The organism is Synechococcus sp. Cu2B8-bc1011 (assembly GCF_047302735.1).
Classification (GTDB): Bacteria; Cyanobacteriota; Cyanobacteriia; order PCC-6307; family Cyanobiaceae; genus Synechococcus_C.
The window spans coordinates 1,550,418-1,571,846 of sequence record NZ_CP138915.1 but is presented as its reverse complement, the minus strand read 5'-3'; the positions used below and the strand labels follow the sequence as shown (position 1 = coordinate 1,571,846).

Below are 21,429 nucleotides of genomic sequence, written 5' to 3'. Positions count from 1 at the left end.
TAGAAGCCCGCGAAAGGTTGAGGGACTTTGCATTGTTTGGTAGAAAGAACTTGAGACCTAACCTTTAGGTTTCTTGGATCCCGTCCAGGACCAGGACTGCCCCCGCAGGACAACCTGTTGGGGCTTGCCTGACTCACCCCATGCCATGCCAGGCCAGGAGCCGACCCGGCGGTGCATGGATAGGTGGTTGATCGAAGAGTTCAACTCTTGATTAGGTGCTACCCCTGCTCCAACTGCTGCCTGCTGAAGCTGAAGGCAGCAGAGTGTGGACAGGAAGGTCTCATGCAAGATGGGCTAGGTAAGAGGAATCACTCAGATCTTCGCCAGAAGGTGTCTTGCAGAAATGCAGACCTCCAAAGGATGCCCTCATACACCTTCAAAGGATCAATTCGACCCAGGCAGTGGGGATGAAATACTGACTCCCAATGATTAGTTTTTTGGACAACAAGTCAGGGCAGAACCCACTAATTCTGCAGATACATACAGCAAAGAGGTGCGAAGATGCAGCATTGGTGAACAAACGAAAGCAAGAAACCAAGACTGAAGAGGGCTAGACATCACACCAACGCATAGAAATGAAAGGCCTTCGGACCCTTTCAGTTGATCCAACTACCAGTGATAACAGCACTCATAACCTCGTGCTCCAGCAGATGAGAATCAGCACAACTACAGCTGATACAGGCAACTCATTGTGGGATTGGGCGTGGTCGCTTCTGCGCATCCCTATAACAAGGATTGCACCTTCTGCAAAGGAATGGAAGATTAACACTGCGGTGGAGAATAGAATTCGGATCTTCTGATTCCAAATATTTGACTTTGCTTAGAACGTTCAGAATCAAAAAATAGCTGGTCTTTGGCCGCCAGAGAGCCACAAATCATTGGTCGCATAACCAAACCGACCAAAACATTTGAGAGTGGCTTATCAAGCCAAGTCTCATCCACCAACACTCAGGCAAGCGAACAAGCAAGATTACAATTAACAGGAGCAATTCTAAATTCTTAACAATGTTGACAAATCGATTATCAGTGGCTATTCCATAAAAAAATGATATTGAGGTTATGCTGCGAACGTTCTTGATTGCATCAGCATTAACGTTGGCAGGAGTCATGCCAATCAGTGCTGGACACCATCACGGCGGAGGCGGGCATCACGGCGGAGGCGGGCATCACGGCGGAGGCGGGCATCACGGCGGAGGCGGGCATCACGGCGGAGGCGGGCATCACGGCGGAGGCGGGCATCACGGCGGCGGTGGGCATCACGGTGGAGGCGGGCATCACGGCGGAGGTGGGCATCACGGCGGAGGTGGTTGGCATCACGGTGGCAGATGGCATCATGATAATTGGGGCTGGTATCCAAATAGAAGAGCTGAATGGGGTATCGCAGGTTTAGCAACAGGAGCAATGATCACCTCTGCGATTGCCAACTCTCGTGAGCAAAATTCTCCTACGATCGTCGTTCCAGAAACCAATAGGAATCTTGATTACGAGCTTGAACAATCATCGCCACAGCCTATAAGCATCGATTTCACCTATTATGTCAATGGAATCAGAGTGAATGGTCAAGCCAACTGTCAGCAAGGTCTGATCAACGGCAATCAGCCGAGAAGCGCAGCAGATGTTCATACATTAAATGCCGTTTGCCATGCTGCGAGTAATTAGTCTGGCAAGAAAATTGTAAACACAAAGTAGATTTAATGTCACCCCCACTGGTGGCACTGAGGACTGACAATTCTGAAAACTGTAAGCATTGGCGAGCACTCAGTATTAAAGAATTTAAAAGGGATATAGTCGCAGAGGTTGAGCCTGAGTGGTTAGTAACTTGATTGACAAGAGTGACAAGAAACAGACTTATAACTTAGCAGCCTAGGAGTAAGCCATAAGGCGCGTTGGACAATAAAGCAACAGAGATCACTACTCTGATGGGCGATATGGGGAGAAGAATGCTGCATAGAAACGGAAGAGATCAACATGATTTCTTTCGTCCTAACAAACTAGAACAAGATCGACGAACTCAGACTACCTTTGTTCTTTCAATCGATTTACAGGACGTCCCGGCCTAAAGACAACACAATGGGGATCGAGTAGGTATCTGATTTGGGAACAACACTACAAATCATACCCCTCTAACAGCTAAAATCTATCAGCGGTAAGCTCTTTTCTTTGCTTGCTGAATAGACAAGCATCAACACTTACATGCACTGAAAAGCAATCACAATCATGACACGAATCCTCTTCGTACTCACATCACACAATCAACTCGGCGATACAGGCCAAGCGACGGGGTTTTGGTTAGAGGAGCTTGCTGCTCCCTACTACGCATTCACAGATGCAGGAGCTGAGATCACACTGGCATCTCCAAAAGGTGGGCTGCCTCCACTTGATCCCAAAAGCGACGACCCTTCAGCACAAACTGAGGCCACTCGACGTTTCAAAGCAGATAGGGCAGCCAATGAAGAACTTTCCAGGACAGCGAAGCTTGACTCAATCTCTAGCAAAGATTTTGATGCAGTCTTCTACCCAGGTGGTCATGGTCCATTGTGGGATCTCGTCGACAATGATGCATCGATTCGTCTGATCGAAGAGTTCTGGAATAGCAATAAGCCAGTATCCGCTGTCTGTCACGCTCCAATTTCGCTAGTCAACGCAAAAGACAAGAGCGGGGTTCACATTGTGAAAGGGCGAGAAGTGACGGGATTCACAAACTCTGAAGAAGATGCTATTGGTCTCACGAAGATTGTTCCACTGCTAGTGGAGGATACGATGATTTCACATGGTGCCAAATATTCCAAAGGAAGCGACTGGGAGTCCCACACCTGTCAGGATGACAATCTCATCACCGGTCAGAACCCGAGCTCCTCAGAGGCTGTTGCAAATCTAGTTCTTGCAGCACTAAAATAGAATGAGAACTAGCAACGCCTGGCAGGAGACAAAACAGGACATCCTGCTAATCAAGCTTTGACACAACACACAGCCCCGAAGGGCTAGTCATTCCCTTCAAGTTCAATCTAATGATTAGTTCAATGCGAACAATTTATTGGTTGCTGCTAGCCGGGTCTGTCTCTGCCTGTGGAATTGAAAAGCATCAAACAATAGCTGATATTTCCTGCAAGCCACCAATACATTTGTCAGAACTATCAGGCATGAATTCAGCCCAAAACATAGGGTTTAATAGTATCGGGAAACATGTAGGTACATCCATGCTTTCAATTAATGTGGATAATGATGGCGTGATCACCGGCACTCGGTCGTGGGAGTCACCGACACATTCTGGGCATACAGATGATGGGAAAGTGACCAAGGCCCATGCCGAGAAGATAATAGGTGTAGTAGACCCATTTGATTGTGAAATTGGCCTAGCTGAATATGATGAGCCTGGCATTTACAGGGGCAGACTGCTACCAGACGGTTCAATAGACATGATTCTTCTCCAATCTGGCAATAAGCCAGTAGCAATTAGAAACCATTACAAGAAAAATAAACAGTAGAATGCAAAGCCAATATTCTCACAACAAAATGATTTTTAATTTCAGTCAATTCTATTCAATAGCACAAATCAAAGATCTACTCTGATCCCCAGCTGACCACCCCAGCTACTCCAAGACGCATTGTTCCAATCATTGAATCCATCATTGGTATCAAAGCGAGACGTTGCCCTATAAATACCTTCAGCAAACAGTGTCGATCTTGACGAGACATCTAAAGACAGGCCAGCTTTTAATTGATACCCCCAAAGAGAGCGATTGAATGCATCATAAGAGAGACCTGCATCAGAAAAGTTTCGCACATCTAAATTTGAATAGCCTATTCCGGCACCGAAGTAAGGCGTCCAACTTTTATGACGCAAAACATCCCAGTATCCGCTTAAGAAAGCTGATTGCTTTCGGGTCTCTCCGCCTGAAACATAGTCAAAATCAACTCCTCTAATATTCGTATAGCCTCGCAATTGACTGGCATCTATGGCATAAGTCACCTCGACTCTAAAACCGTCAAAATCAAGACCGAATCCTAATTCTGCAGATGCACCAGGATTTGTATATTCTTCAAAAGTTCCGGCCTCTCCAGTATTCGATCGGGTTGTTGGATTATTCGCTCCAGCTGCCCCAGTGATATACAGCTTAGGGAAGTCGGCACTGCCCTCTTGAGCAACGGTAGGTAAAGCAGCAACAGAAATAGAAGCAGCCAACAGGCCTAAGGAGAGACAACGCAGCACAGCACAGTATTGAAATAAGGCAACGATGCCTCACTTGTGCTGCTGATACCAGTCGAAGTAGGCAGTTTCAGGTTTGCTGTTTGACCATCCGCTCGTCTCTCCGCTAATGCCCCCTAGACCTATGCAAAGGTCATGCAGGAGTTGCAGTAGGAGGAGCACCTAACCAAGCCGCGCGGTACACCAACTGGGCAAAGTTCTAGCGGATGAGTACTGAGATGGGCTGAGCCCCTAAACAATGATGGAGCTGATCTAGATCAAAATCCAATCCTTACCTGTATGCCAGAAGGATTGTGATACCTGTAACCATTCCTGTAGCCATATCCATAGGCGTAGGCAGGACGAAGTGGTAGATAACCTCCATATCTTCCAATGCTGTAGTTATTACGGCGATATCGATCCCAATCCCGCCGGTCATGACGGATAGCTCGGCGTCTTTCCCTGTTCTCGACACGGCGATGATGTCTGTTGTGGTGATTCCTATGATGGTGATGGTTAGCTTCAACTGCCGGAGCAATGGCCAATGATGTAGCTCCGAGAATTCCAACGAAAGTAATGGAGGTCATCACCATCTTTTGGATGGAGACAAACAGAACACTTGATTGTTTAGCCATCGCTGTCCATTCAATCCAGTCACTTTGACGCAAGGCAGGTGCTCATTGCTACATCAGTGGCAGTCCTTAACCAAAACATAGAATCTGCACACTTGTCAGGCCGACCAGCGCTGGCATAGCTCCAGAGATGAAATGAAAGCAGGTCAATCGAAGAAGGCACCTCAGCCATCTTCGAGTGGGTCGTGGGAAGCGGGAAGAAAACCTTTACAGACATAGAACCCTACATAGTTAGGAAGGGAATGGGATCAGCCAACCAACCAATCAACATAGACTTAGGAGTTCTGATTCTTAAGACACAATTCACTCGTTAGGATGGCTTTGTCAAAAAGTACAAACTAGACAATACGTCCAAAGAGAAGCCTAGAAAGCGTGAATCTTGCGCAGTTTTCTTTGGCCTGATGCCGTGAATGATCGTAACTTTATTGGCAGTTGATTCATGGCATAAAGATTGTCTAGAATGGCACCGAATAGCTTCTATAAGGGTCACCCATACACTTGCTTCACAATATACATGTCAGCGGGCAAGTCGGGGTTAAGTTGAACTGTACGGAAGAATCAGAGCTTGCCTGGATCAAAGCCAAAAACCACGAATCAATAGTCACAGGAATGAAATTGCTGAGCAATCAGATCATGATTGGCATGGTGTTGATCGGTAAAGTCGTAGAAGCTTCTTTAGAGATCGCCTGCTTCACTCGCAAGCTGTACTGACCAGTCTTCATCAAGCAAAATTGTATGCGGGATCAATACAGCTTCTGAGTCAACGCAGATAAGATCACTAGCATCATTCCTACCTCAGATTGGCTGAATGGGTGAAGATGCTTGAGCATCAAAAGCACCAACAAGAAAGAGTCCTTGCGGAACGGCGATGGAGCACTTGATAATCACGTCACTTTTCTCAGAGAAGTTATCCTTAGCTCCAGAGCAGCTAACTCCAGCTGTTGCCAGGAATCACATAAAAAAAGACAAAGGTTCTCTAAGCCTCTGTCTTTGGAGTGCTGGAGTTACCAACTCTCAATAAATTTATAACACAGATTGCGCATGTGAGGTCAACAGATAAATACTCTTAGATGCATTTTTACTTTATCACTTAATCAGCAAAAAGCAGAGGCACTTCAATCCTCTGCCTGGACGTGTGAAGTGGAACCACTGCTCCCCTGCGTTGGCTCCTTTTCAAGATGGCTCTTGAATCGTTGACTGACCTTGGAACAGCGATGAGCCGCACAACATCAACTGCCTCTGCCGACGAAAGACCTCACGCCGACGTCACTAGATGGATTGACTGGATTATGAGATTATCGTGGTGCGGATCATGGCTCAAATTGAGCATGTATCATCAAAATGTGCTTTTCAAGTGATCCATCATTCTTGCCGCAGCGGCGTTGGACTGAATGGATAGAGAATTTGGGGGTGAGGTCAAAAACCGCCCATTTGTTTTTGATGCACATCAAAATTGCGCCAAAGTGAGAGCCTGTCGGCTTCTCGCAGGGAGCGTTGGCTCATTGGCACTGCGCAAGGGGGCCGTTCTCAGCATTGAATTGTGACTCAGCAATCTTGCTAAGCATGCGCTCTGAATCTGTTAATTCACTGAGCTGAAGAATCTCCTCACCTTGCGAACCAACAACGTCTAACAGCTTTGATTCCACCTACATCCCCGTCAAAGGAGGCCGAAATCCCCTTAGATGCTCCGAAAACAGCGGAATCGAGCCGTGGCTTTACCTTTCGTTACAAATTTGCTAAGATTCGTAACAAGCGTTTCAACCACCTCTCGATGACCGACTATTCAACCGCCATCTTTGGCTTGATCACCTTCACTGCAGTCGTCTCCGCTGCTGTCGTTTACATCCTTGCCCAGCCTTCCGACCTGCCTGTCGTCAAGAAAGCAAAAGCTGCTCAAGATTGAGGCTTAGGCAAAAATCCCTACTGGATAAACCATGAATACTCAAGATCTGCTCGTACTCCTTGTAAGCTTCGGTACCGCATGCTTCGCGCTCAACATCTATAAATTGAATCAAGAACAACGGGATCAGTTTTAGATCATCGCTAATAAGGTCGGTCTTCAATGAATCCCTGAAAGGCCTGTATGAACGGAGATATTTTCTAGGTGTTGGGTTACACCGCCTGAGAAGATCATCCTGAGGTGATTTACATCGAAGTCATCGTCTCAATCGTGAGCGAACTGAAGATATTAATCAAATAACTTTTTTCATGGAGGGAGATTTAGCAAGGATGTCCATGATGATGTTTCATCCAGTAAAAATTCCCAATCCCTCTCATTCATCACTAGGACAACACTTGTAGGAACCACTTACCTCTGTTGACGCAAACTATACGAACACGTGGCGATCGCGTTGTGGGCGATGAGGCGTCCGCCACGGAAGACGCCATCACCATGGCCGAGTCAAGAAATAGTCATACGTCTGGATCAGATCTTTCCAAATCTAGAGCAATCAACATAAAGATCAGTTAGCGCATCCCATTGAATCAGAAATGATCCCTTCTTTCGTTGATTGGAGCGGTTCCGAGAGGTCAGGACAGCAGGGGAGTGCATAGGCCAAACGATTCATGGATCTGCTGCCAAAAGTTGGCAAGCATCCTGGACAAAAACCTTTGATCAGGCGACACCTGCGTGTGGCTGCTCATATAAGTCCTTCAGTTGGTCCAGTTCGGCCCTCAAATATTGAATCTCTAACCAGTCTGTAGAAAGCTCAATAGCAAGTTCCAGCCGCTCAATCTGACGCTTAAGAAGCAAGGACATCAGTCAAGGAATCGATTTCAATATCAAACCACTCTCTTAAGGAGATGCAACCCCGCAACGCCAGAAAACAAGCAAACGCAGGGAATTTGGCCATAAGAAGGACCTCCAAACCCTTGCGAACCAGGAAAGTCTTTTCTTCACTCTCTACGACTGCTGAAATGAGCGTTTCTTTGCTGACTGCTCATCACGTGTGAGGTATACGTGGATAACGAGAAAGCGGGCAGAGTGTTCTGTATAGAAAAGCTACAGAATTCAAAATCACATGCCGCTTTGTATCCCCTCGAACAACTAAAAGGGAGACATTATTGCTATGAAGATCATGTAGCAACAGCTACAAACAACGTTCACCTCATTGACATGAGGCGCAGACTCGCCAGGCCACGGAACGGGGACCTGGATTTCTGAGGAACCCAAAATGACTCTCACCTATCGCGGCAAAAAGTACGTGCAGATCCAAGGTGCTGGTTTCGATTCATCGAAGAAAGCACTTCTGACCTACCGCGGCATTCCCTATGCAAAGTGATCTCAATTGATCACAACGAAGGCCCCCTTCTCTAAACCGTGGGGGCTTTTTTTATTGAGTCTTAGCGGTTTAGACCCTACCTGAATTCATCCACATCGATTGAACTCCATTGTGGAATCATGGCTGAAGACCGAAGCAATCTCGACATTCACTTCAATCTCATAGCCAAGCCAGGGATAAACAGACGAAAATGCTATCGGCCTGAGCAATTGCAGGATCCATTCACTCACTGACAGAGTGGAATCGGTTGCTCAACCAATGGCAGTGAGTGTTATACAGATTATTTTTTTGGATAACCTCCAAACTATTCAAAAGCGAGTTTTACATTGAGCTGCATGGATTTGTAGCTCTCTTGCAAAAGCATTCGTTGATGGGTTGTAAGCATAGGGAGCCTTATTCCCTGAGTTCAGCGTGCCTGCAGAGCAATCAAAGCTCTTTTGATCGATCTCAAATCGAAAGTTCTCCACTTTGAATCCAGGTTGTTCTTCTGGAACTTGCTGTTGAATTTCAATAGGGGGCATGGGAGGAGCAGGGGGACCGGCAAGAAGCAAAGCAGCTGGCAGCCCATTCATCATGATGCCTCCAAGTCCCATCAAATATTGAATATAGGGTTTTGCCAAGGTAAGAATCATCTCAACGAATCCTGGGGCCTTGAGTCACCTGGAGGGTATATCGGCCTGTACGAGTAAACGTGAGTGGGATGCTATTGATGCGAATAAAAGTCTTGCCTTGATTCCTTTCTAAGAAAGTGAATGCCCAGTTCTTGGAGTCCACAGTGACATTCCCACCTGACTGACGGAAATCACAAGGAAAGTTTTCTACAGGAGTGTCAATGCCGCCGTAACGAATGAGACGACACTGGGAGGGAACGATCTCGGCCCTGGATGGCACGACAAAGGTTGCAAGAGCAAAAACTGCTGCAGTGAATTGAACGCGGATCATGGGTATGCGCCTCCTTCCGATCATCCGAAATCGTATCTTGTAAGCCTATGAGAGCGTAGTTTTGTCACTAAAAACATCACACCTAGGGAAAGGTGCGGGCGGTTGAAAGGGTGTGGCTGAGCAGTGCGCAGAACTATGAATTGCGTGCGACCTTCATCCCATTCAGTTGCAGTGGCCACATCAATTCTTATTAATCCTTTGATCATGTTCCACATTTTTCAAGAAGTCTGTTCATCTCCACAGCCATTACAACAATGTTAGTCCTGCCTCTGCAATGACAAATATAATACTCCTCAAGGAACGATTGATCGATTGATCAGCCCTGCTTTGTACGATTCTAATCAAGCATGTTGGCATCACCACAGAGCAGAAGATGCAAGTCATTCACGAATCTTGCGCTGCACGTCAGCTCGCTCCAATCAACTGCGAACCATTGATTCAATGCAGATGGAGTGAATCCCGTATGCATCCCTATGCTGTCATTATAGTTTAGTCCTTCATGCTCACTGATTAACTGTTCAAGCATACGTATTACACCAACCAAATCACAAATGGATTACTCTCAAAAAATAACTGTGCGTGCCACCATCACGGTGAATTTGAATGTGCCCGAGCTTCAAAGCAGGGAACAACTCAATCTATGGATCAAGTCGGATGCAGCTCGCATTCACTTCATTGACCATTTGAAACCTGCGTCATTTGACGACCTGGAAGTGGTAAAAGCAGCATCAGAAGCAGACTTCGTGAGCTAACAACTGCTCCTTGAGACAGTCTTGAGCAAGGTAACACTTACGTATGTCTATCAGCACGACAAAAGCAATAGGGCACCATGCCAACAGACTGGGGCTTCAGTGTTCCAAATGCAGGTCATGGCTGAGTACACACACACCATTGGGTAAACAAAATCCATTGATGAGTGTCGAGGAAGCTCGACAGTTACTTTTAAAGGCTGAGATGAGAAAGGCGATAGCAGATGAGGCGATTGATGAGATCACCAATGACCAGGATCCCTCCAAGAAGTTAGACAGCCTCAAGTTCTATGCAGATCACTTTGTTGAAGAAATGACTGACGCCTTAGAAGATGGATCCGTAGTTATTCAAGAAGTCGAAACTGAAAAACGTTAGCGTGGCTTCATGAATAAGCGAATAACCGTTATCGACAACAAGTGCAAATCATTAGGGATTCAGCAGATTCACTCATCACAAACTTCTCCTCCAAAGAACGAAGGGTACAATCGTTATTAACATCAAAACACTATATACAGCTGAAGGAAGACTGAAGCGACTCAATCCTCCTTGCAAAAGTTCTTCACTGATCAACGAACCAACAACAATGCCAATCGTTCCATTTTGAAAACCAGCCTCTACAGACAGCGAGGTAATCTGTGCTTTCTTTAAGCTCAGCAAATGACCAACCGCTAAACCTACGATTAGCATTAAAAGATTGAGCAGAAGCAACACTGGTCCGAGCACTGGAAGGTAAGCGATAAAAACATCCCACTGACCAATCAATACTCCGATCAAGACTGCAACAAACAAAACATTTGCCACTTGACTACTTGGCAACTGCCAGCGAACCGCAAGATTTGGGGTCCACTGGCGAATCAAGACACCCAAAAGAACAGGAAGTGTTGCCAATGAAAAGACTTTTAAGCTTAAAGGGAGTATTGACAATCCAATCTCTTGCTGTGGGATAAAAATTGGTGCTGCGATGCTCAAAACAAGAGGGAGAGTTGCAGCTGTAACAAGACTGGCCAGTGCGGTATAAGAGATTGAAAGGGCTACATCTCCTCGAGACAGCTTAGTGACAAGACTTGATGTGATACCTCCAGGACAGCAACTCAAAATCATAACTCCAAGAGCGAAATCACCTTGCACACTAAAGATCCTCAGCAATACAAAAGCAATGAGTGGAAGCATTAAAAGTTGAGCGATTGCGCCAGCAATCAAGGCTTTTGGCTGATGAAGTGCAACTCCAAAGTCTTGTGGTTTCAGGGACAGTCCCAATGAAAACATGATGAAAGCGAGACTCCCAGTCAAAAGAAGTTCGATCAAAATTCCAGAGGCGACATAACAACCAACAATAATGCATAGTCAAACTCGTTCATTAGAACCGTTCCCCGTTACCAAGAAGAATCCCATAATTATAAAATTTCAGGTATTAAATCAAGAAGTTCCACAAGACACGAGACGAATCATTCTCCACTATTTGACTAACCATTGAGCAAGACTTGGCATTTCGCAGTGCGCATGAGCCCGACCATACTGAACAGAAGCAATAAGTGTCTCAATGAAAGCTTTCAAATGGCTATTCAGAGCATGCATTCCAATTCATTTAGAAGAGCATTTTTAAAATGAGTAGAAACGCAGCGTGCTGTTTGGGAGAATCGTCCAAATTGATTGCTCAACGTGGCGATTTTCGATCAATCCACTCCCTTCATGCTTCTGGCACGCATCCATGTCAAACCGGGCTGCGTCGATCAATATCTGGAACTCGCCCGGATCACTGACAAAGCGGTTCAGTCGTCCGAGCCTGGCATGCTTCATCACACCTTTGATCAAGATCCGGACGACCCACAAGCGTTTGTCTGGTCAGAAGTTTATGCAAATGACGATGCATTTACGGCTCACGTCTCCAACCCACCTGTTCAAGAGTACTTGCAAAAGCATGCTGAACTTGGCGATGGCTTCAGAATTGAGGTTTATGGAACTGTCGGCGATGACTGCAAAAAGCTGATGGAGTCCTTCGGACTTCCCCTCAAGATTTATCCATCAAAGCTGGGTTACAGCAGAGTTTGATAAAACCAATCATGCGCTTCTTAAGACTTAAAACGAATGCAATAGATCCGTCTTTTCCTAATCCCCAATAGTCACAATTGCTTCTTTATTTTTCCACCAAACCCAATCTCGAATCGGGGGTGTATCGCGGAGCTGCTCGCGCGTAAGGCCAAGCCTTAATTTCATCGATGCTCCCAGGAGTACGTCCAACATTTCTTCGCCATTGGCACACCGAGCAAGAGCCTCATTGGTGCGTTGGGCTCCATCCAGGGCATTCACGAGCAGGCTTACGCGACGAGCCACTGGCAATGATCGTGGGTCCACACCGTGTTCTCAAGGCCCATCAGAGTAAGCATTTTCACGCATCGGATTCGCACAAGTCAAGGGAATTAATGTGATGAGGCCATCTGTTGCCTGGCATGTCATCCCTCACCTGCAACCACTGGTTGGTCGGTGACGTACATGGCTGTTACCAGCCACTGCAGCGGTTACTCGGCGTCTTACCGAAACATGATCACGTCGTGTTTTGCGGAGATGTCATCAATCGTGGGCCCGATACCGCCTCAACCATGCAGCTGGTTTGGTCATTGGTCACGGCTGGACGGGCCACCTGGCTGCGGGGAAATCATGAGCAGGCTCTCCTACAGAGCCTCAGCGATCCTGAGCTCAACAGTGCCAACCCATGGCTGCCGCGCTTACAGCAGCTCCCTACCGTTTTTCGGGGACATGGCTGGGTGGCAACTCACGCAGGATTTGATGCGGCAGGTCATCCCGACCTGACCATTCGTGAACCCTTCTGGGAGCATTACGACGGAAGCCATGGACTTGTGGTGATTGGTCATACCCCTCGACCGGAAGTGGAACGTCATGGACAAATCGTGATGCTGGATACGGGTGCGGTGTATGGAGGACAACTTTCGGCGTATTGCCCCGAGACAGAGGCTGTTATCCAAGTCGAGGGAATTCAGAAGACAACGGCTGCTCCGCGAAACAGGATGGCCCCATTGCAGCAGGCAGTGCCTTGCTAACGGTCTACCGCAGCAATCGCACAGAGTTTCTTGCAACGCTTCTGGCACAGACGCTGACGCTTGACCCCCCAGGTCCGTTTGAAGAGCTGGAGATTGTGGTCAACACTTGGCCCACAAGCCGATGGCTCGGAGAGCAGCTTGCCAAAGCCAATGGCATCAGCGCTCTTGTGCGTTTTCCCTTTCCTGGATCGCGCTTACGTCAACTGGTGCGCTGCATTTTGGATCTCGATCCAACGAGCGAAGATCCTTGGCGTGCAGAACGACTGGTTTGGTCTGTTTTAAACGTTCTCCCCAGTCTTCTCGACCATCCCACAGCTGAAAGCCTGAAGCTCTGGTGGGAGCAACACGCAAGCGTTTCTGGACGTCTCAATCGTGATCACTGGCAACTGGCCCGCTGCCTCGCCGATGCTGTGGACGACTACGCCCTCTACCGACCGCAGGAGCTGAGCCAATGGATTGAGGGCCACGGAGACGCCGACCTGCCCGCTCAGCTGCAATGGCAACCACAGCTCGTTCGTGCCCTTGCAGCACTCCTCCCCTGTGATCCTTTTGGTCTTCAAGTGCAAAAGGCGATTCAACGTCTGCGGGCAGGTGATGTTTCAGCCGCCGCGCTACCGCCTCAATTGCGCCTGTTTGGCATCAGCAATCTCGCCCCAGTGCAGATAGAACTCCTACAAGGCCTCTCGGGGCTAATGGCGATCGAGCTTTACCTGCTGACACCTTGCCCTGAGCTGTGGCAACGCTCCGAACAGAGAAGACAAACGCTCGGACAAGCCTGGAACACTCCACCCGATGGGCCCTGGCTCTTGGAATCGCCAAGACTGGAAGCGATTTTGGGACGCATGGGGGCTGAATTTCAGTTGCTTTTAGAAGGCAACGGCGATTGCTTTCTCGGCCAATGGGATCAGGGAGATCTCTTTGCCGCGCCCATTCAGATCGCTGCATCCGAACAGCGGCCAGCGACGCTCCTGGAGCAAGTGCAACAACAGCTGGTGGATGGAAGCGCACCATCCCTCAACCCTGTTGATCAAGACAACTCATTGCGCTTTTTGGCCTGCGCAGGACCCTGGCGAGAGGTCCAACTGGTTCGGGATCAGATTCTGCAATGGCTGGCCTCTGATTCAAGCCTTGAGCCACGAGATGTCTTGGTGATGACTCCGGATGTGGAGCGCTACGCCCCGCTCCTCAGCTCCGTCTTCGGTGATCACGATGCCACTGGGATAAGCATTCCCTGGCGACTCACCGACCGAAGCCAACAGAGCTCTCCTGGACTGAGCCAAGGGTTTATGGCTCTTTTGAAGCTGGCCAGTGAGCGCTTCACGGCATCCGGCCTCGAGGCACTTCTCGCTAACCCCGCCCTTCAGGTCCTCCAAGGGATCACGGCGGCGGATGCCGTGCGAATCACCCAGTGCCTCCAGCAAACGGGCTTCCGTTGGGGGGTGGATGGCAAGGAGCGTGGAGGCGATGACACCCATAGCCTGAGCTGGTGTCTTGATCGCTGGCTGCTTGGTCTCGTGCTGCCTGAAGAGCCAGGTCTCGCTCCGGGAGGCTGTGCCCCCTTCCAGGGAGGTCTCACCATTCAGCAGCTTGAACAATGGTGGCCGCTTCTGGATGGACTAGCGCAATGGATCATTCGGCTACGTCAACCCCACAGTCCCAGCGCCTGGACCACACAGTTGAATCAGCTTCTCCAGCATCTGTATGGGGATGGAGGGGACTGGGCCTGGGAGCAACAAGCGATCGTCGAAGCACTCGACAGGATGCAGCAACAGGCATCTGAGTGCACTCTTGATCTCGATCTTTCCGTTGTGGTCTCCATTCTTGATGAGGCCCTCTCCGCCGATAGCGGTCGTTTTGGCCACCGCAGTGGTGCCCTCACGATCAGCGCCCTAGAGCCGATGCGAGCAATTCCCCATCGGCTGATCGTGCTGATGGGGCTTGATTCGCAAAGCTTTCCACGTCAGCAGGAACGCCCTGGCTTTCACCTCCTGGAACAGCAGCGCCGACTCGGCGATCCATCAAGCACAGATCAAGACCGTTACGTGCTGCTGGAGGCTTTGATGTCGGCGCGACAACATCTCCTGATTAGCTGGAATGCACGCGATGAGCGCAAGGGCGAAGAGCTTCCCCCTTCGCCTCCGGTCCAACAATGGCTCACCTTGCTCAACGAGCAACTCACGCCCGAACAGTTCGAGCGCGTGGTGTTGGAGCAACCCGCGAATCCCTTGGATGCCCGTAATTTTCTCGTCAATCGTGCCGGTTCAGCCTTCAGTTGTGATCGTCACCACCTCGAAGCCAGGCTCAATCTCGATCGCCGCGATTATCAGCGCTCGAGCAACAGCGCCCTGGGCTTAGCCCACCCCCTGAGCTGGACTGCAGGTGCCCCCTCTGAGGGTTTCGACTCAGACGCCATCAATCGTTGGCTTGAGGCTCCCCAGCGCTATTGGCTCAAAGCGCGGGGATTGGAGACACGGGAGTGGTCCACCCCCGTGGAAGACCTTTCAGCGCTCGAACTCGAAGAGCGGGAACGTCAATCTCTTTTAAATCAGTCTTTTCTCGATCAGCTCGACTGGCTGGCGACGGATTCGAGCTTGATCTGGGACCACGCCCTTCCTGGCGAATGGAGCACACAGCTTCGCGGCCAAGGGATGCTTCCGCCTGGCGCAGCAGGCCAACTGGCGGCCAATCGCCTTGAGCAGCGCTGGCAAAACCTGCAACAAACGCTGTTGCGACTCGGGCCTCTGCACTGTGATTTGATCCGCTCAGAGACCGAGTCACGCTCCGTGCTCAGGGCTGGGACAACCACGGTGTTGGTCAGCGCAGGCCGGCTTCAGTCGCGCACGGCACTTGGCGGATGGTTCACCCACCTCATCCAGCAAGCGGCGGGAGTGTCCACCCCAACGGCTGTGATCAGTCGATGTGACAGCAGCACCAAGGCTGATCACTTTCAACTAGCCCTTCACTGGCAACCATTGGATGCAGACAGAGCGAAGGAGCTTCTCTTGTCTCTCCACACTCTCGCGGCCGCAGGAGCTGAATCGTGCTGGCCGGTGCCGCCTGCCAGTGGGTTGGCGAGGGCCCTCATGTGGCACAAAGGTCTTGACAAAGCAAATCGAGCGTTTGAAAGCCGTTGGGATGGTGGATTCGCTGGCATGGGGGAGCGGGCACGGGCAGAGATGCAGCTTTGTTTTGGCGACCACTTCGAAGCGGACCATTTTTTAACAGCGGCCTGTTTTGAGGAGGCATTTCAAGCGTTGTATGCGCCGATGTTGGAGGTGCAACGGCCATGAGCAGCCGTTTCCAACCCAATCAATACCCCCTTGAGGCAGGAGTTCGTCTCCTTGAGGCCAGTGCTGGAACGGGAAAAACCTTTGCTTTAGCCCACCTGGTCCTACGGCTAGTCACAGAGCGGAAGCTGAACCTCAAAGAGCTTTTAGTTGTCACCTTCACAGAAGCCGCCGCTGCGGAATTGCGTGAACGCATTGGTCGTCGTCTCAACGACGCACTCCAAGCGCTGCTCCAAAGCCAAACCAACAACTCCGCCTCCCAAACCGACTCCCCACCCACAGATGCAGTGATGGAGGAGTGGCTAACCCTCCACGGGCAAGATCCCAACACCCGTCGAACAATCGCCAGCAACCTGCTGGAAGCACTGGAAGGGCTGGAACGTGCCGACATCACCACCATCCATGGCTTCTGCAGGCGCAGCCTTCGCCGACAAGCTCTCCAGAACGGCACGGCCATTGAGGTTTGTCTTGAAAATGACAGCCAGCATCTGTGCCAGGAGGTGGCCTACGACTACTGGGAACAACAAGTGTTGGCCCTGCCTCCCGACGATGTCTCAGGGCTATTGCATGCCGGTCTCTCCGCTGATCAGTTGAGCCATGCCCTCAGTCGCTTGGACAGCGATTGCGCTGTTCGGATCGCCGGTACTGAAGGATCAGACGACCTAGAGCGTCCCTTGATCGATTGCTTTAACCAGTGGCTGCAATCGAGCTGGACTGTGTTCGAAGCGGAATGGAACGCAAGCGGACACACGCTGGAAACGGCCCTTCGCGACTGCTCAACGGATTGGCGAAGCCAAGGCCAAACCGACACCAAGCCCTACTCACCGAAACCGAAAAAGGATCGCGCCAACGAACTCAGCAGCTGGGTTTCCCACCAAAAAGATACGCATACGTTACGCATCAGTTACGGCGACGTGCGAAGTCAGAGCCTCCTTGGCGACTACTTCCATCCCGGATGTTTCAGCAAAACAGCTCGCCGCTGCAGTGAACCCAATCCAAGCCTTCCACAACCAACCCTGCAAAAAGCCATTGCAGCTTTGTGGGATGGACCAGCTGAGAAGGCTTGGCGACATGCGCTCAACCACGGACTCCAGACCCTGGCCGCCCGCCGAGCACAACAGGGCGTGATCAGCTTTTCTGGATTACTCGATGCCCTTGATCCGCTAGCGACCGAGACCGAACCTCAACGCTGGCTAGCCCCGATTCAGCAGCGCTACCGCGTGGCTCTGATCGACGAATTTCAAGACACGGATCCACTGCAGTGGCGCCTGCTCCAAGCCTGCTTTGCGACGCCAAACCATCTCTTGCTGATGGTGGGTGATCCCAAGCAAGCGATCTACCGCTTTCGAGGAGGAGACCTCAACACCTACAAGCAAGCCCGGCAACGGGCTGATCGAATCGACAATCTCCTCGACAACAGGCGTACAACCCCGTCCCTGATGGAGGCGATGAACCAATGGATGGCACCAGGCCTCAGCCTCTCGAACCTCGAGGTGCCGCCTGTCACGCCCTGTGCGAGCGCCCTTCCCTTGAACCTCCCGGATGGTGAGCAGCCTCTCCAGCTCATCGATTTACAGCGCGATGACTCCGACACCCCACCCACCCGCACAGCACTCGAATCGACCATTCCGCCCCTGGTCGCCTGCCAAGCCCTCCAACTGCTGGACAGCGATCCATCTCTGACCCCATCAGATCTTTGCGTTCTTGTCAGCCGTCATCGACAAGCCGAAGCGGTACGCGAACAGCTCGCGCAAAGAGGCCTCCCCAGCCGACTCGTGAGTCCTGGGGATGTCCTCAGCACCACGGGCGCGGATGAGCTGCAACATCTTCTCGATGCCCTCAGCACACCCGCCGATGGCGGACGCTTGCGGCGACTCGCCTGTTCCGCCCTGATGCAATGGACAAGCCATCAATTGCAGGACGCCGAAACCAACGGTGATCTCGACCGACTCGCCGGGCAACTTCGCAACCTGCAGGACGGCCTCCCTTTCCTGGGTTTGCTCGGCTGCTTATCCCAAATCCTCGAGGGACGAATGCTCGCTGACCTCTCCAGCCGCGGGCGCTTGTTAGGCGACATCCAGCAATGTGCGCGACTGGTGCAAGACGCCATGCATCGACAAGGCCTCGACCTGGGCAGCGCCGCTGATTGGCTGAGACGACAGCGCTTACAACCGATCGAACCCACCCCTGACATCAGGCAGCCCCACAGCGATTTAGCGGAAAGCGCGGTGGCCGTTGTCACCGTGCACCGAAGCAAAGGCCTGCAGTACCCAGTGGTGATCTGCCCCTATTTATGGCAAGCACCAGCTCAGGGCAAAGGGCCTCTTTGGCGTACCCCCCCCAATGATCCAGAGGGGACCTGGCAAGTTGCGCTCAACCCCCATTGGGGGCAGGGACAAAAGGCCGCAGAACGACATCAAGACGACAGTGCTGCAGAAGCAGAGCGACTGGCCTATGTGGCCCTAACCCGTGCGGAGCGCCATCTCGTGGTCTTTTGGGTCGCCGCTGCGGGACAGGAGGCCAATCCTCTCGCGAACTGGGTCAAGGAGCTTTCCATGCTCGAAAAACCCCTTACGAGTCGCCACTTACCAGCAGAGACCACAACCCTGCCATTCTGGCGTCCAGCTCCGAGGCTTGAGACCTTGCAGTTGTCGGACGTTCCTCAACGCACTCTCGACCGCAGCTGGGGTCGAAGTAGCTACTCCGCTTGGATCTCCGCTCAGAACGGACATCACAAGCCAGCCCCAACTGATCCACGCAACCTCGAAGAAGGACGCGACATCGATGCTGTAGCCGATACGGAAGCCCCCGAAAGCCCAGCGGATTCAGCGGATCAAAACGGCCCTCTTGCAGAGTTTCCAAAAGGTCCGGGTGCGGGCGATTGCCTGCACAGAATCCTGGAACAGGTGAGCTTTCAAGGTCCTGCAGACCAAGCTCCCAATCAGGTTGTCGTGACTGAAGAGCTTGGCCGAGCCGGAATCGACCTCCAATACTGCGATGCCGTGATCACAGCGCTCAACACTTTGCTGATGGCACCCCTAGGCGGCCCTCTCCAAGACTTGACACTGTCCGATTTGAGCGCTGGGAGGCGTCTTCACGAGCTCAGCTTTGACCTACCCGTAGCCCAGCAAGGCAAGCCAGTGCGCTCCGCAGGTTTAGCCCATGCCTTTGAAGCAGACAGCGACCATCGTTTTGGTCAGAGCTACGCGCAAAGTTTGCGCCAGCTCGACATTCGCAGTCGGGGGTTTCTCACCGGATCGATCGATCTGGTGTTCACCGATGGGGAGAATCCCGCGACAGCCAGGTGGTGGGTAGCGGATTGGAAAAGCAATTGGATTGGTGAACGGGACGACTCTGGCCGTGGCATCGCCTGCGGACCGCGGCACTACAGCCAAGCCGCGATGGAGGAACAAATGCTCTCCCATCACTATCCGCTGCAGGCTCATCTCTATCTTTTGGCCCTGGATCGCTACCTGCGCTGGAGGCTCGATGGATACGACCCCGAACGCCATCTCGGCGGCTACGCCTATGTGTTTTTGAGGGGCATCAGCCCCGAAGGAGGCTCAGGCGTCGTAATCGAGCCTGCACCTTTAAAGCGAATCCGCCGACTGGACCACTGGCTTGAGGGGTTGTCGTAATGCAATCTTCAGCATCGGATGTTCTTGTTGCCCTTCACCGTGGGGTGCTCGCCACACTTCAACGGCGCATGCCGCCGGAGCAAAGCAGTGAACCACTCTTCGAGCTCATACGAGCACTCACAACTGCCCTGAGCAGAGGCGACATCTCACTTCAACTCCACGACGGCGCCGAGGTTCCAGAGGGGATCGAAACAGATGGCTGGCCCCTGCTTCACCGGGAAGCCTTAGTGGCTAGTGGATGGCTGGATGGTGACCAAGCGGTTTTAGTCCTGAATCACAACACCCTGTCGTGGCGTCGCTGGCAAGCAGCCATGCAAGAGCTCGAACTCGAACTTCTGCGCCGCTGTTTCCAGGCTCCAATCCATGCAACAAACCAAGACGCCGCGATCAGCCACCCGTCCAAGAACAACGATCTCAGTGCTGAACAGCAAGCGGCTGTCCGTGCCATCGATCGCTACGGCGTGGTTCTGCTCAGCGGAGGTCCAGGAACCGGTAAAACGAGCACGGTGCAGCACATGCTGCTCCGTGCCTACGAGAAGCAACCCAAGCTTCGAGCCCGGCTTGCCGCTCCCACAGGCAAGGCCGCACGTCGCCTCCAAGACGCCATTCGCAGCAACCCAATCACCGCAGCCTTGCCCTGCACCACTGTTCATCGTTTGCTTGAAGCTCGCCCTGGAGGCTTTGGCCGTCACCGACGCAATCCGCTAGAGCTGGACCTACTCATCGTCGATGAAATGTCGATGGTGGATTTAGAACTAGGCCGTGCCCTGTTGAGTGCACTGCCAACCCATTGCCAACTGATCTTGGTGGGAGATAGTGCTCAGCTACCACCGATTGGTGCAGGAGCCGTTTGGCAGCATCTCCAGGAACCTGATCAAAACAAGCGTTTCAAGGATGGGGCCATCACCCTTACAGAGGTCTATCGCAATCGAGGTGCTCTCGCTCAGATGAGTGCAGTGCTCCGTGATCAAGGCTTGAAACCGTTCTGGTCACAACTCAGCTCGTTGCCCAAAAACTCCAATATCACCGTTCATTATTCCCAAACAAGGCAGATCCCTGAAGCTGTGCATGCTGCACTCACTCAGCATCTTGACCATCTCAAGGACAAAGCGAGCGCACTAGGGATCAATGCTCATGGGCAACCCGATCAACAACAAGCCCAAGAGCTCCTCAACATCCTTGATACCTCGATGGTGCTCTGCCCCCGTCGACGGGGGCCATGGGGCGTTAATGCCGTCCACCAACACTTGCTCAATAGCTCTGAACCTCAGCGCTGGCCCTCTGGTCTGCCAGTGCTTTGCAGTGAAAATCAGCCGGAACTCGGACTCGCCAATGGAGATCTTGGGGTCATGGTCGGCGAGGGGGTTCAGCAGCGGGCCCTGTTTCTCTGCAGCGACCCCTCTGGCGACAGTCGACATGCGCTTTACCATCCCGCCCGTCTTCGGTCCTTAGAGCCAGCTCTCGCACTCACAATTCACAAGGCTCAGGGCTGCGAGATGGACAAAGTGATGCTGCTCTGGCCGACTCTCGACGATCGCCAAAGCAGCGCGCTTCTGTACACAGCAATCACCCGCGCTAAACAGCAAGTGCTGTTATTTGCAGACCCAGCAGCGTTGGCTCTAGGCCGCTGCACCACAATCTTGGCATCCTGAGGATC

18 protein-coding genes are annotated in these 21,429 nt (G+C 51.5%); 11 read left to right on the top strand and 7 right to left on the bottom strand.

Translation table 11 applies throughout. The features are described 5' to 3' along the window. Nucleotides 1-1,107 precede the first annotated feature (1,107 nt). From SIC18_RS08200 to SIC18_RS08190, 3 genes are all read left to right on the top strand, one after another. On the top strand, nucleotides 1,108-1,659 hold the full coding sequence (locus SIC18_RS08200) for a hypothetical protein (RefSeq protein ID WP_413429277.1): 552 nt from the start codon (nucleotides 1,108-1,110) through the stop codon (nucleotides 1,657-1,659). Nucleotides 1,660-2,217: 558 nt separating this feature from the next. Continuing rightward, the gene (locus SIC18_RS08195) at nucleotides 2,218-2,898 is read left to right on the top strand and encodes a type 1 glutamine amidotransferase domain-containing protein (protein ID WP_413429276.1); all 681 of its coding nucleotides are present in this window, start codon (nucleotides 2,218-2,220) and stop codon (nucleotides 2,896-2,898) included. A 242-nt stretch (nucleotides 2,899-3,140) separates the two neighbouring features. Continuing rightward, nucleotides 3,141-3,485 (top strand): hypothetical protein, encoded by a 345-nt coding sequence (locus SIC18_RS08190; protein ID WP_413429275.1) that lies wholly within the window; start codon nucleotides 3,141-3,143, stop codon nucleotides 3,483-3,485. A 68-nt stretch (nucleotides 3,486-3,553) separates the two neighbouring features. Here the strand turns inward: SIC18_RS08190 and SIC18_RS08185 are convergent, their stop codons facing one another. Both SIC18_RS08185 and SIC18_RS08180 read right to left on the bottom strand, forming a co-directional pair. Beyond that, entirely contained in the window at nucleotides 3,554-4,183 is a 630-nt protein-coding gene (locus SIC18_RS08185) for an outer membrane protein (RefSeq protein WP_413429274.1), read from the bottom strand. A 295-nt stretch (nucleotides 4,184-4,478) separates the two neighbouring features. After that, nucleotides 4,479-4,724: a hypothetical protein gene (locus SIC18_RS08180; protein ID WP_413429272.1), complete on the bottom strand. Its 246-nt coding sequence runs from the start codon at nucleotides 4,722-4,724 to the stop codon at nucleotides 4,479-4,481. A 1,865-nt stretch (nucleotides 4,725-6,589) separates the two neighbouring features. On the opposite strand from SIC18_RS08180, the gene SIC18_RS08175 reads away from it, so the two are divergent. After that, nucleotides 6,590-6,721: a hypothetical protein gene (locus SIC18_RS08175; protein WP_284498610.1), complete on the top strand. Its 132-nt coding sequence runs from the start codon at nucleotides 6,590-6,592 to the stop codon at nucleotides 6,719-6,721. Nucleotides 6,722-7,432: 711 nt separating this feature from the next. Here the strand turns inward: SIC18_RS08175 and SIC18_RS08170 are convergent. Beyond that, a complete protein-coding gene (locus tag SIC18_RS08170; RefSeq protein WP_413429271.1) occupies nucleotides 7,433-7,576 on the bottom strand; it encodes a hypothetical protein in 144 nt (47 codons plus the stop codon). Nucleotides 7,577-7,991: 415 nt separating this feature from the next. Here SIC18_RS08170 and SIC18_RS08165 point away from each other — a divergent pair, with 415 nt between their 5' ends. Continuing rightward, nucleotides 7,992-8,099, top strand: a complete 108-nt coding sequence (locus tag SIC18_RS08165) for a DUF4278 domain-containing protein (protein WP_157028554.1) — start codon at nucleotides 7,992-7,994, stop codon at nucleotides 8,097-8,099. A 308-nt stretch (nucleotides 8,100-8,407) separates the two neighbouring features. Here SIC18_RS08165 and SIC18_RS08160 read toward each other — a convergent pair whose 3' ends face one another. After that, entirely contained in the window at nucleotides 8,408-8,731 is a 324-nt protein-coding gene (locus SIC18_RS08160) for a hypothetical protein (protein ID WP_413429270.1), read from the bottom strand. Nucleotide 8,732: 1 nt separating this feature from the next. Continuing rightward, nucleotides 8,733-9,041, bottom strand: a complete 309-nt coding sequence (locus SIC18_RS08155; RefSeq protein ID WP_413429269.1) for a hypothetical protein — start codon at nucleotides 9,039-9,041, stop codon at nucleotides 8,733-8,735. Nucleotides 9,042-9,953: 912 nt separating this feature from the next. Between SIC18_RS08155 and SIC18_RS08150 the strand changes: the two genes are divergently transcribed. After that, nucleotides 9,954-10,166: a hypothetical protein gene (locus tag SIC18_RS08150; protein WP_413429268.1), complete on the top strand. Its 213-nt coding sequence runs from the start codon at nucleotides 9,954-9,956 to the stop codon at nucleotides 10,164-10,166. A gap of 75 nt (nucleotides 10,167-10,241) precedes the next feature. Here the strand turns inward: SIC18_RS08150 and SIC18_RS08145 are convergent, their stop codons facing one another. Continuing rightward, nucleotides 10,242-11,057 (bottom strand): bile acid:sodium symporter family protein, encoded by an 816-nt coding sequence (locus SIC18_RS08145; protein ID WP_413430528.1) that lies wholly within the window; start codon nucleotides 11,055-11,057, stop codon nucleotides 10,242-10,244. A gap of 393 nt (nucleotides 11,058-11,450) precedes the next feature. Between SIC18_RS08145 and SIC18_RS08140 the strand changes: the two genes are divergently transcribed. After that, nucleotides 11,451-11,840, top strand: coding sequence for a putative quinol monooxygenase (locus tag SIC18_RS08140; RefSeq protein ID WP_048346281.1), 390 nt, complete (start codon nucleotides 11,451-11,453; stop codon nucleotides 11,838-11,840). 57 nt (nucleotides 11,841-11,897) lie between these two features. Here SIC18_RS08140 and SIC18_RS08135 read toward each other — a convergent pair whose 3' ends face one another. Further along, on the bottom strand, nucleotides 11,898-12,122 hold the full coding sequence (locus SIC18_RS08135) for a hypothetical protein (protein ID WP_245407282.1): 225 nt from the start codon (nucleotides 12,120-12,122) through the stop codon (nucleotides 11,898-11,900). 116 nt (nucleotides 12,123-12,238) lie between these two features. Between SIC18_RS08135 and SIC18_RS08130 the strand changes: the two genes are divergently transcribed. From SIC18_RS08130 to SIC18_RS08115, 4 genes are read left to right on the top strand one after another with little or no spacing between them, the layout of a single operon-like run. Then, a complete protein-coding gene (locus SIC18_RS08130; RefSeq protein WP_048346279.1) occupies nucleotides 12,239-12,847 on the top strand; it encodes a metallophosphoesterase in 609 nt (202 codons plus the stop codon). After that, nucleotides 12,841-16,137, top strand: coding sequence for an exodeoxyribonuclease V subunit gamma (locus SIC18_RS08125; RefSeq protein WP_413430527.1), 3,297 nt, complete (start codon nucleotides 12,841-12,843; stop codon nucleotides 16,135-16,137). Before SIC18_RS08130 ends, SIC18_RS08125 begins: the two co-directional genes overlap by 7 nt. Further along, nucleotides 16,134-19,772, top strand: a complete 3,639-nt coding sequence (locus SIC18_RS08120; protein WP_413429267.1) for a UvrD-helicase domain-containing protein — start codon at nucleotides 16,134-16,136, stop codon at nucleotides 19,770-19,772. The genes SIC18_RS08125 and SIC18_RS08120 overlap by 4 nt, the downstream gene beginning before the upstream one ends. Further along, nucleotides 19,772-21,424 carry an ATP-dependent DNA helicase gene (locus SIC18_RS08115; RefSeq protein WP_413429265.1) on the top strand — a complete coding sequence of 551 codons (1,653 nt, stop codon included), beginning with the start codon at nucleotides 19,772-19,774 and terminating at the stop codon, nucleotides 21,422-21,424. The genes SIC18_RS08120 and SIC18_RS08115 overlap by 1 nt, the downstream gene beginning before the upstream one ends. The last annotated feature ends 5 nt before the right edge of the window (nucleotides 21,425-21,429 follow it).